The 11,580-nt window shown below is 41.5% G+C and carries 9 protein-coding genes; 5 read left to right on the top strand and 4 right to left on the bottom strand.

Annotated features, from left to right (window positions below):
• Nucleotides 1–134: 134 nt before the first annotated feature.
• From JK635_RS01380 to JK635_RS01370, 3 genes are all read right to left on the bottom strand, one after another.
• Nucleotides 135–1,739 (bottom strand): sodium:solute symporter family protein, encoded by a 1,605-nt coding sequence (locus tag JK635_RS01380; protein WP_202651674.1) that lies wholly within the window; start codon nt 1,737–1,739, stop codon nt 135–137.
• Nucleotides 1,736–1,879: a hypothetical protein gene (locus JK635_RS01375; RefSeq protein ID WP_202651672.1), complete on the bottom strand. Its 144-nt coding sequence runs from the start codon at nt 1,877–1,879 to the stop codon at nt 1,736–1,738. The genes JK635_RS01380 and JK635_RS01375 overlap by 4 nt, the downstream gene beginning before the upstream one ends.
• A 97-nt stretch (nt 1,880–1,976) precedes the next feature.
• The gene (locus JK635_RS01370) at nt 1,977–3,383 is read right to left on the bottom strand and encodes a sigma-54 interaction domain-containing protein (protein WP_202651671.1); all 1,407 of its coding nucleotides are present in this window, start codon (nt 3,381–3,383) and stop codon (nt 1,977–1,979) included.
• A 285-nt stretch (nt 3,384–3,668) separates the two neighbouring features.
• Between JK635_RS01370 and JK635_RS01365 the strand changes: the two genes are divergently transcribed.
• From JK635_RS01365 to JK635_RS01350, 4 genes are all read left to right on the top strand, one after another.
• A complete protein-coding gene (locus tag JK635_RS01365; RefSeq protein ID WP_202651669.1) occupies nt 3,669–5,687 on the top strand; it encodes an oxidoreductase in 2,019 nt (672 codons plus the stop codon).
• A 260-nt stretch (nt 5,688–5,947) separates the two neighbouring features.
• Nucleotides 5,948–7,162, top strand: coding sequence for a CaiB/BaiF CoA transferase family protein (locus JK635_RS01360; protein WP_202651667.1), 1,215 nt, complete (start codon nt 5,948–5,950; stop codon nt 7,160–7,162).
• On the top strand, nt 7,159–8,370 hold the full coding sequence (locus tag JK635_RS01355) for an acyl-CoA dehydrogenase family protein (protein ID WP_202651665.1): 1,212 nt from the start codon (nt 7,159–7,161) through the stop codon (nt 8,368–8,370). The genes JK635_RS01360 and JK635_RS01355 overlap by 4 nt, the downstream gene beginning before the upstream one ends.
• 101 nt (nt 8,371–8,471) lie before the next feature.
• Nucleotides 8,472–9,803 (top strand): aminotransferase family protein, encoded by a 1,332-nt coding sequence (locus JK635_RS01350; RefSeq protein WP_202651664.1) that lies wholly within the window; start codon nt 8,472–8,474, stop codon nt 9,801–9,803.
• A gap of 48 nt (nt 9,804–9,851) precedes the next feature.
• Here JK635_RS01350 and JK635_RS01345 read toward each other — a convergent pair whose 3' ends face one another.
• Nucleotides 9,852–10,160, bottom strand: a complete 309-nt coding sequence (locus JK635_RS01345) for a DUF3870 domain-containing protein (RefSeq protein ID WP_202651662.1) — start codon at nt 10,158–10,160, stop codon at nt 9,852–9,854.
• 477 nt (nt 10,161–10,637) lie between these two features.
• Between JK635_RS01345 and qoxA the strand changes: the two genes are divergently transcribed.
• The gene (gene qoxA, locus JK635_RS01340) at nt 10,638–11,528 is read left to right on the top strand and encodes a cytochrome aa3 quinol oxidase subunit II (protein ID WP_202651660.1); all 891 of its coding nucleotides are present in this window, start codon (nt 10,638–10,640) and stop codon (nt 11,526–11,528) included.
• Nucleotides 11,529–11,580 lie beyond the last annotated feature (52 nt).

Genomic DNA, 11,580 nt, shown 5'->3' with positions numbered 1-11,580 from the left:
TACTGAAAGTAGCAGGCATCCGCCAGCTACTTTCAGATAAAAGTCGAAAAAATACAAAAGCAAGTGGAGAAAAACGTGTCGTTTTTCTCCACTTGCTTTATTTTAGGGACTTATCGGACAGCCCCTTCTTAGTTTTACATCGCAAGCTGCAACGGCCAATAGTAAAAAATGAAGGTAACAATGATAATCACAATGCCGCTCGCAACCAGGTAAAATGGGTATCTTTTTGAAACAGCCATTTCTTCTTTTTCATTCGGCTCAATCGGCCTTTGTAAGATATTTTTCTGAAACTCTTTTTCTTCCATGGTGATCGTTCCAAATTTAGAGCCAATATATAGAGCCAGAGAGCTAAGAACAACCCCAATAATGACAGGATTTAAATAAACAGGCAATGTGACGCCAAATTTTTTCAACGATTCTCCCAGTACAACTCCTAAAAACCCAACGATAATACTCCACAACGCCCCGGTTTTGGTAATTTTTTTCGAATAAATGCTGGCAAAGGCCACCGGTCCCCATGAGGCGGCAAAAAGGGTAGCGGCGAAGTAGCCAATCCACATGATAGAAGGCGGCTGCCATAACCCGATTAGCAGAATGATGATACTTACAATAATCATGGAAATTCGGCTTGTACGTAGCAATTGCGAATCTGTATAAGTTTTGTTACGGGATTGTTCCATAATATCGCGGGTGATGCTGCTGCCAATTAATTGCAGGAAGCTTGCACAGGATGATAAGGCTGCAGCCATAATGCCGCTGACAATAATCACTCCTAACCATTTTGGAACCATATTCATCGCCGCCCAAATAAATACTTTTTCAGTTGGTTTGATATTTGGATTGACGGTTGTAATCGTTGAAATGCTGATATGAAGGAATAAGTAAATCGTGATGATGGAAATCGTGGCCCAGACCCCTGAACGGATGGCGACATGCTCATTCTTTGCCATTAGGTAGCGGCTACTCTGCCACGGGCTGATGGCGATAACGGCAGACCAAACTAAACCAAGAATAATGGCCCAAAGCAATGCTTCCCATGGTGCTCCCATATAGGCGTTAGGGCCGGTAATGCCATGCCAGCTCAATAAATCAGGGCGGTCAGGATTTGTCGCCGCTTTGATGATCGCGTCGGGAAACCCGCCGGCTTTTCCAATAATATAGGGAAAAGAAATATACGTTGCAATCGAAAATAAGAAGAACATGATGGTATCATTTACCATGACTCCTTTTGCCCCGGAAAGTACAGTGAACGACGCATAGGCAAGCCACATGATTAACAAAGCAACTGGGTAGGAAGCACCAGAGATCTCGGATAATAGCACTGCACCGCCTTGGGTGACGGCGACCAGGTACGCAGAAATCCCTAGGATTGTCGTAATCGCTGCTGCCATTCTGACTTTATTCGATTGAAAGCGGTCCCCAAAATATTCGGGGACAGTCAACGATTTACTTCTCCTCAAATAGCGGCCAAAGCAAAAGACCCCAATTACATATCCAGTCGCATTAAAAATGACGAGTATTAATAGCAGAATCGGGTAGCCTTCATATGAAAATCCTGCCTCCCCCATAAACGATACGGTACTTAGGAATGAGGCGACTAATGTTCCGGTTACCATCAGAGTGGAACCTTTCCTCCCCGAAACATAATATTCTTCAGAGTTTTTAACCCGTTTTGACAAAAACACCCCGATAAGTGCGTATAACAGGAAGGAGACAATGATACCAATTGTATAAATCATGAAATCCCCGTCCTTTTATCGGTATTTGCCGACTGGTTTGCTATCACATCATGATTCATCTTCCGAATAAATAAATGTGTAATCAGTCCAAGAACAATGAGAGATCCACCATAGCCTAATGAAAAAATAAATTCCCCCATATACTACACTCCTTTGCATTTTAGTTTCATAAAAAAATTATGCAAATTTCGTGCCAATTCAAAAAATTCAGTTAAGTGTAATATATGACCTTACATGTTAGTTTAGATTATACTTGTGGAGTTTTCTCATGATTGTTGTTTGATTGACCCCAAGGGCCTTTGCCATTTTTCTAGTCGTCTTATATTTCAATAAAGCATTGGAAAGGATTTGTTTTTCCGTCTCTTCCACAGCTTTTTTTAATGGCATGATCTGAAGTGATTGTTCCCGATGAAATCTACGGTCCATTGTGAATGGTAAATCTTCCATACCAATTACTGATTTTTGGGCAGTTACAACCAGCTGCTCCATGAAGTTTTCAAGTTCCCTGATATTCCCGGGCCATTCTTGGAGTTGGATTACTAATTTAGCATTTTCATCTAACTGGATGTGCTGTGCATATTTGCTGTTGAATTTTTCGAGAAAATAATCAGTTAGCGCCAAAATATCCTGCTTCCGCTCTCTTAACGGCGGAATTTTTAGCGGAACAACGTGTAAACGGTAATATAGATCCTGGCGGAATGATTTATTTTCGATCATCTCGAGTAAGTCTTTATTGGTTGCTGAAATGATTCGAATATCGACGTGTTTTTCCTGGGTGCAGCCAACTTTTTTGAATGATTTCTCTTGGACTAAGTGCAGGATTTTAACCTGCAGCTCCAGCGGCATTTCCCCAATTTCATCCAAGAACAAAGTCCCTCCGTCCGCCGTTTCAACCAGACCTGGTTTTCCGCGTTTGTTGGCGCCGGTAAATGCTCCAGCTTCATAACCAAATAATTCGGATTCCAACAAGGCCTCAGGAATCGCCCCGCAATTTACTTGGATAAATGGTTTTGTCTTTCTTGGGCTGTTTTCGTGGATAATCCTGGCCAACACTCCTTTACCTACACCTGATTCTCCGTGGATAAAAATAGAAGAATCTAAAGGGGCAACTTTCTTGGCCAACTTTATCGTTGAAATCATGTTTTCGGACTGTGTAATGAACGTATGCTGCCCGGCAGATTCAATTATAACCTGTTGTTCATGTTGGATAGAGTGGATCTCTGACAGCTTCCGTTTCATCTCTACTAGCTCAGAAATATCCCGTGAATTACAGACAATCCGAAATAAATTTCCGTCTTCATCAAATACGGGTTTGGCTGTCGCCAGCACCGTTTTACCGTTCGGGTATTGCTGCTCCAATGATTGAATTGTCTGTGTCTCCATCGCTTTCACCGTTACCGATTCTTTAATAATCCCTTGTTCCACCAGATCATAGATGTTTTTATTGACAAATGCTTCCGGCGGCAGGCCGGTAAAATGTTCACACGATTCGCTAACAAATAATACTTGTCCATTCGCATCGGTCACAAAAATTTCGTCATAAGTAGAGTTCAGCACATGGGTGAGTTCTTTAATTTTTTCCATGGCGCTGTCTAATTGCTGTTGTAAATTGTTTATTTTTTCAATGTATTGGTCACGATCCAACCTGCTCCCCTCCTTTTATATAATATTTGAACACATTTTGCATCACCAAATCAGGCTCTCTGACTCAAATTAAGATAAATAGCTTTTAAAAATGCAGTTTATATCGGGTGAACCTTTTTTGCAACGGTTTGTTGCAAAAAAGGTTCGTTTATACCAGCCATTATAATACATTTTTTGCGAATTGTTATAATTTTTAGAAAAAACTTTTTTATAGCAAGTTCCAAAAATGTTGGCACGATTTTTGCTAGCTATCTTTATGCAGACTTTTACAGGGAGTGAACAAATTTGACACAATTTAAACATTTATTTAGCCCAGTTGAAATTGGAAGCACTATATTGAAAAATCGGATTCTCAGTACAGCACATCAAACCAACCATGTCATCGATGGAATCCCCACAACAGATATGACAGCTTATCATGCGGCCCGGGCAAAAGGCGGAACGGGTTTAATTATCCTTGAGGCAGCAGCCGTGCATCCTTCAGGGATGCTGACAACCAATACCATTGCCGGATTTGATAAAAATGTAGTACCTGCATATTTAGAGTTGGCAAATGAAGTTCATCAATACGGAACAAAAGTGTTTTCGCAATTATTTCATGGCGGCAGGGAAGTCGTATCTAGCGATTACCGCAATGCCGCATGGGCTCCGTCCGCGGTTCCCAGCCTTCGCTTTAGCACCATGCCCAAGCCGATGAGCATAGAGGAAATTAAAGAAGTAATTGAAGGTTTTGCCCTTTCCGCTAAATTAGCGAAAGAAGGTGGATTAGACGGTGTTGAAATTTGTTGTTCCCACGGCTATTTACCGGCGCAATTTTGGGCGGAACATACGAATTTTCGGAGCGATGAATATGGCGGTTCTTTTGAAAATCGGATGCGTTTTATTGTCGAGGTAATCGAGCGGGTATGGGAAGAGGTAGGTGATGATTTCACGGTCGGAATCCGCATGAGCGCCGATGAAATGACAATGGACGGTACAACCATTAAAGATGCAGTCAAAATCGTTGAATATTTGGTTGATAAAGTCAGATTGGATTTTATTGATGTCACAGCCGGGGATTCCAGTACGTTTGCCGGTTCAACGCATATTGTACCGCCTTCCCCGATCAAACATGGCTATGTGACACCGCAATCGTTTAAAATCCGGATGGCCGGAGCTGTCCCAGTATTCGTAGGCTCACGGATTGTCGACCCAGTGGAGGCAGAGCAAATTGTGGCATCAGGTAAAGCAGATGTCGTTGGCATGACTCGTTCGTTAATTGTTGACCCGGAAATGCCCAATAAAGCAAAATCAGGAAATTTGCCGTTCATTGATGCCTGTATCGGCTGTCTACAGGCCTGTATTGGCCATTATCATAAAGGATTAACCATTGGCTGTGTCCAAAATCCCTCAGCGGGTAAAGAAAATCTAGTTCAGGCACTCAAGAACCGGAAAAAAGAGAAAAAGAAAGTTCTAGTTATTGGCGCAGGACCTGCTGGAATGCAAGCAGCCGTCACTTTGGATGAACAGGGCCACGAGGTAATTTTGGCAGATCAAGCTGACAAAGTGGGTGGATTGCTGCATACTTTGAGACGCGCACCGATGAGACATGAATTGGCTGAATCCATGCTTGATAATTATATGAGAAAGCTATCCAATAGTAATGTAAAAGTACAACTTGGTACCGCGATTAAGCCGGCAGATATTCGTACAATCGCGCCGGATGCCATTGTTTGTGCTACTGGTTCTAGACCATACATTCCGAATGTTTTAGGGATTAACGACTCAAGAGTCGTAACAGTGGATGAACTATTTAATAAGCAAAATCAGACCATCGGTAAAAATGTCTTGGTATTTGATTTTGCCGGGGATTGGCCAGGGATGGAAGCAGCGCTTGACTTAGCTGAAAAAGGACACCAAGTAACCTTGATTTCAGCGCGGCTTTACATCGGAGAAGAGGTCCATCAATATTTGAGAAACGAATATTTGAAAAAGCTTTATAAGCTGAAGGTAAAAATGCTGCCGCATTATGATTTAGGCGAGATTATTGGCAACACCGTCGTGATTCGTAATTTATTTTCCTACGAAACAGAAAAGGTGGAAAACTGGGACACGATTGTTCTCTCGCTTGGTAGGGTTCCAAATAATGAATTATTTGAACAAATTAAGAATTTAGCACCTCATGTATGGCAAATTGGTGATTGCTTGGCCCCAAGAACCATAGAAGAAGCCACGTACGAGGGTCTGATACAATCATTAAAGCTTGGAATTGAAGACAAAGACGATAAAATAAATACCAGCTTCAGCAAGTCGAGCACACAATAAGAAGTATATTTTTTTCAAAAATAGCTTGAATAATTCAGAAAATTCTCGTAAAATTAAGATATTCCTTCATCCTATCCGTTTAAACAGCGGCAGGTAATGAAGAATTTTAGCCAAAAAATGAATAAAACCGACTGATAAGTTTCCACTTCCAGCCTTAGCCGGCTGGGTTAAATGGATCGTTAAGCCAGTCCATACCACCATTGCGTGTGTTTGGGCTGGCTTTTATTCGTTTTTGAATTTTTTTTGACGGGAGGTGTAATTTGATGGGAGCTTTAACCGGCTTGAAAGTATTAGATTTGACAAGGGTGCTCGCCGGTCCCTATTGTACGATGATCCTTGCTGATCTTGGCGCAGATGTGATTAAAGTCGAGGCTCCGGGGGGCAGCGATGAGACGAGGGCATGGGGGCCACCGTTCCAAAACGGTGTAAGTGCCTATTACTTATGTGCCAATCGCAATAAGCGGAGCATTACTGTCAATCTGAAAACGGAAGAAGGCAGGGAAATCATTCGAACATTGGCTAAAGAAGCGGATGTTTTGATTCATAATTTTAAAACCGGATCGATGGAAAACTGGTCTTTGGACTACGATTCTCTAAAACATATGAACCCACGGCTGGTCTATTGTTCGATTACCGGATTTGGTGAAACGGGACCATACCGGCATCTGCCCGGATACGACTATATTATCCAAGGGATGAGCGGGCTGATGAGCATCACCGGGAGCGAAGAAAGCGGCCCGATGAAAATTGGTGTGGCAATGGTTGATATTTTAACAGGTTTGTATTCGGCGATTTCGATTGAAGCCGCACTGCTGGAACGGGAAAAATCCGGTGAGGGGCAAAAAATTGATATGTCGCTAATGGACACAGCGGTAAGCTCGCTAGCCAATGTAGCCAGCAATTATTTAATGTCCGGAACCATCCCGAGGAGATTGGGAAATGATCACCCTAATATTGTCCCGTATTCAAAATTTAAGGCACGGGATGGAGAAATGATTATCGCGGTCGGAAATAACCGCCAGTTTGCGACACTATGCGAAGTGATGGGAATCAGTGAAATTGCAGCGGATGAAAGATTTCACACGAATGAGGCAAGGGTAAAAAATAAGCAGGAACTAACCGATATTTTGGAAAGCCGGCTGCAAGGAAAGCCAATTCAAGAGTGGCTGGAGTTATTTTCCCAACATAATATTCCATGTGGTCCAATTGCCACAATGGATCAGGTATTTAACCACCCACAAGTCATTGCGCGCGACATGGTCGCGCACATGGACCACCCCGAAGCAGGGGAAATCAAGCTCGTCGGTTCCCCTATTAAGCTTTCAAGAACAAAAACAAAAATCGAGCGTCACCCGCCAATTGCCGGGGAACATACGGCGGAAATTCTTCAACAAGCAGGATATTCACAAGAGGAAATTGAGCATTTAAAAGAAAAAAATATTATTCAAATTTACCAGGAGGCGTTCTCATTATGAATTTTGACTTTACCGAAGAACAAGAAATGCTAAGGAAGATGGTTAGAAGTTTCGTAGATAAAGAAATTATCCCAAATATGCAAGAATGGGATGAACAAGGGGCATTCGATCCAATTATTTGGAAGCGATTAAGTGAGTTAGATCTTATGGGTGTATGTATCCCCGAACAATATGGCGGCAGCGGCATGGATTATAACTCGCTGGCAATTGTCTGTGAAGAACTGGAAAGAGGTGACACAGCCTTTCGGACAGCGGTATCAGTTCATATCGGTTTAAACAGTCTTACCCTTTTACAATGGGGAAGCGAAGAGCAGAAACAAAAATACCTCGTTCCCCAGGCTAAAGGGGAAAAAATCGGGGCCTTTGGGCTAACGGAGCCGGGAGCGGGTTCTGACGTGGCCTCTTTGCAGACAACGGCGGTAAAAGATGGAGATGGCTATATTTTAAATGGATCAAAGACGTGGATTTCCTTGTGTGATGTAGCCGATCATTTTATCGTGTTTGCCTACACGGACAAATCGAAAAAGCATCATGGTATTTCTGCCTTTATCGTGGAGCGGACAATGCCTGGATTTTCATCTAAAGCGATTAAAGGAAAGATGGGGATTCGCTCGGGAAATACAGGCGAGTTATTCTTTGATAACGTAAGAGTTCCAAAGGAAAATTTACTTGGTCAGGAGGGTGAAGGCTTCAAAATTGCGATGGCTGCGCTTGATAATGGCCGCTTCACTGTGGCTGCTGGGGCAGTCGGTCTCATTATGGCAAGCTTGGAGGAAAGCGTTAAGTATTGTCATGAACGGAAAACATTCGGCAAAGAAATTGGCCGCCATCAACTTGTGCAGCAAATGATTGCCAATATGGAGGCCGGATTGCAAATGAGCCGCTTACTGGTATATCGTGTCGGCGAGTTAAAAAACAAAGGGGTGCGTAACACAAGAGAAACGTCACTAGCCAAATGGCAAGCCTGTAATTTTGCCAATAAGGCGGCAGATGATGCGGTGCAAATTCACGGTGCTTATGGATTTTCAAGTGAGTATCCGGTTGAACGCTTCTTAAGAAATTCGAAAGCACCGGTTATTTATGAAGGAACGAGAGAAATTCATACCATTATGCAGGCTGAATATGTACTTGGATATCGTGAAGATAAACCATTAAATAAAATGCTTCCGGCTTGGCCATTTGAGAAAGAAACGATAAAAAATAGTTAAATATATGGGATCAATATCATAGAAATAGAAAGTGTGGGACTTCCCTGATTTTATTGTGGGGAGTCCCCATCACTGAAGGTCCAACAAAGGGGAGAAATATTATGAGCCAAAACCAGGTACAAAGCACTGTTAAAGATGCATTGGTGGAGTTGGATAAACGGCATTTTATCCATCCTACTTCCTCTTTAAAACAGCAGCAGGAATCTGGAGCGCCGTTTATTTTTACAGAAGGCAATGGGGTATATTTAACGGACATTAGCGGTAAAAAAGTGCTGGAAGGTATGTCATCTTTATGGAATGTCAATGTTGGCTACGGCAGAAAGGAATTGGCGGAGGCAGCCCGTGAGCAAATGGAAAAACTGGCATTTACCAACTCTTTTTCATCTTTCAGTAACGAACCAGCAATCCGGCTTGCTGCCAAGATTGCAGAAATTACCCCTGGTGATCTGAATGCCGTATTCTTTACATCCGGTGGGTCCGAATCAAATGACACCGCTTACAAATTAGTTCGCTATTATTGGAAATTAAAAGGTTTTCCACAAAAAACAAAAATCATTTCACGCAGAAAAGGCTATCATGGGGTGAACATCGGGGCAACGAGTGCGACTGGCATTACTCCTTTCCAGGAGATGACATCGTCCTTAGCACCTGATTTTCTTCATGTTGATACGTTTTCTACTGAAGATTTAAAGGAATGCATTGTCAGAGAAGGCGCTGAAAAAATCGCAGCCTTCGTTGCTGAGCCTGTACAAGGTGCCGGCGGAGTCAATATTGCTCCAGACGGTTATTTTCAAGCAGTAAGAAAAATTTGTGATGAAAACAATATCTTATTTATTGCTGATGAGGTGATTACCGGGTTTGGCCGAACTGGCAAACTATTTGCCTGTGAGCATTATAATGTGGTTCCCGATGTTATGCTATTAGCAAAAGGCATAACCAGCGGCTACATTCAGCTTGGTGCTGTTGTATTAACCGAACGAATCCATCAAGAACTGATTGCTCTATCCGACGGTGTCCTGCTGCATGGCTATACTTACAGCGGTCATGCGACAGCCTGTGCAGTTGCGTTAAAAAATATTGAAATTATTGAGAAAGAAAACTTAGTGGAAAATTCTCGGTTGATGGGTGAAGAGCTGTTAAAAGGTTTTAAAAAAATTCAAGAAGAGATTGATATTGTTGGTGAGGTTCGGGCATTAGGGTTAATTGGCGCAGTCGAGATCATTGACCCTGTCACTAAGAAGAGATTCCCGACACCTATTTCACCAAAGGTAAGTACCGAAGCGGCAAAAAGAGGCCTTATTGTGAGAACGGTGGTCTTTGAGGGAATGGATACCGTTGTTTTCTCACCTCCCCTGGTGATTAATAAGCAGGAAATTGAAGAGCTTCTCGCCATTCTTCGCGAATCACTATTAGCTGTTGAAAATAGTTTATAAGATAAAGGTAGGCCCCGCTGCCCTTTTTGACTTAGGGGCCGTTCTCCTTTATTGGTGAAGCGTCTCGTACTGCTTATATAAATCTTTTAATGCGGCAATCAATGCATGACTAGCTTTTCCTAAATAGCCCTTTTTTAATTGTTCAAGGGGAACCTCTATTCCATTACGAAGGCTATGTCCTTTTAAAAGTCTTGTAATAAAATCCCTTCCATGCTCAGTAGCCAGCGTACAGGAAGCATCTACTATTACACCAAAATTTTTATCAATTTCCGCAGTAATCGTCAACGTTTCATATACACTTCTAGCAGCCATCCCCGTCGGCAGCTTTGCATGTCCAGCAATAAAAATGGTATTCATTTAATCACTCTCCCAAAATTAACTTTATTTTTAGAATAATACAAAAGGTTAGAAATGATAAGAAAAAAATTGCAAAGGAGGGTAATTAATGAGTTTTGGAAAATAAAGATAATAGAAGTATCCATTAAAATTATTCAACTTTAGTTTTAATGTTGGAAATCCCCTGTCCAATATTTTTCGATAGGGGATTTTCTTTGCTGAAAAGATACTATTTCGAAAAAGTATGGAAAAATAATAATAATACCCCTGTAGGTAATAAGGTGATAAATATATTATAATAATTCATTTTTATACAAAATGCCAATAAACGGTTTGTTTTTTTGTAATTGTCAAATTAATTTTGAACATTTGGTGACATCTACTGCAAATCGGTGTGTTTTCCAGTTTTTCATATTATTATAGTTATTAAATAAGTGATGTAAATCACACTTTAGGGGATGTAAATTTTATCTATTCAAAGAAAGGGGATATGACAAAATGAAACGCCTTTTTTTAGCGTTTGTTTTTACTATTGTCACTGTGCTTACGGGTTGTGAGCCGCTAAAGGTCCTTGACCCAAAGGGACCGCAAGCCGAAAGGCAAGCCCATGATATTTTAATATCAATTGGAATCATGTCATTTATTGTGATTGTGGTATTTACAATTTTGATTTATGTGTTATTTAAGTATCGTGCTTCCAAGCAAAGTCCGGACTATGAACCGCCGCACATTGAGGGGAATAAATGGGTTGAGGCGCTTTGTGTAGGTATTCCGGTAATCATCGTTACCTACTTTTCATTTGTATCAGTTCAAAGTAACTACATTGTGGAAGCAAAACCAAAAGCATATGAGGATAAGGAACCTTTAGTTATTTATGCTTCCTCCTCTAACTGGAAATGGCATTTTAGTTATCCCGAGGAAGATATTGAGACAGTTAATTATTTGTATATTCCTACAGATCGACCGATTGAGTTTAAGCTTTATTCTTATGGACCGATAACAAGCTTCTGGATTCCTCAGCTTGGTGGTCAAAAATATGCAATGGCTGACATGGTGACGACCTTGCACCTGGCTGCTGATGAACCGGGTGAAATGATCGGCCGGAACGCCAATTTCAGCGGAAAAGGCTTTGCCGAAAACATGTTTAATGTAACAGCCGTACCGGAGAAAGATTTTGATAAATGGGTAAAAGATGTGAAGCAAACAGCAAAACCGCTGACAGAAAAGAAATTTAATGAGTTATTAAAACCCGGCCATCTTGGACAAATGACCTTCACGGGTACTCATTTAGACTTTAAACCTGCTCCGGAACACAATCACAGTGCCTCAGGTAAACCGGTGGATTGTAATGCAGAGGAGCTGCTGCAAAAAAACAATAATCAAAAGTAATAATTGAACGTTTAATGATCGTTATGATAAATATTTTTTCCGAAAGGAGTCA

This window comes from Neobacillus paridis (genome assembly GCF_016765675.1).
In the GTDB taxonomy this organism is placed as follows: Bacteria; Bacillota; Bacilli; order Bacillales; family Cytobacillaceae; genus Neobacillus; species Neobacillus paridis.
This window is presented reverse-complemented; position numbering and strand designations above follow the sequence as displayed.

Excerpts from the sequence above, each read along its gene's own strand:
- JK635_RS01380 (WP_202651674.1), bottom strand. The coding sequence starts at position 1,739 with ATGATTTATACAATTGGTATCATTGTCTCCTTCCTGTTATACGCACTT.
- JK635_RS01355 (WP_202651665.1), top strand. The coding sequence starts at position 7,159 with ATGAATTTTGACTTTACCGAAGAACAAGAAATGCTAAGGAAGATGGTT.
- JK635_RS01375 (WP_202651672.1), bottom strand. The coding sequence starts at position 1,879 with ATGGGGGAATTTATTTTTTCATTAGGCTATGGTGGATCTCTCATTGTT.
- JK635_RS01350 (WP_202651664.1), top strand. The coding sequence starts at position 8,472 with ATGAGCCAAAACCAGGTACAAAGCACTGTTAAAGATGCATTGGTGGAG.
- qoxA (WP_202651660.1), top strand. The coding sequence starts at position 10,638 with ATGAAACGCCTTTTTTTAGCGTTTGTTTTTACTATTGTCACTGTGCTT.
- JK635_RS01345 (WP_202651662.1), bottom strand. The coding sequence starts at position 10,160 with ATGAATACCATTTTTATTGCTGGACATGCAAAGCTGCCGACGGGGATG.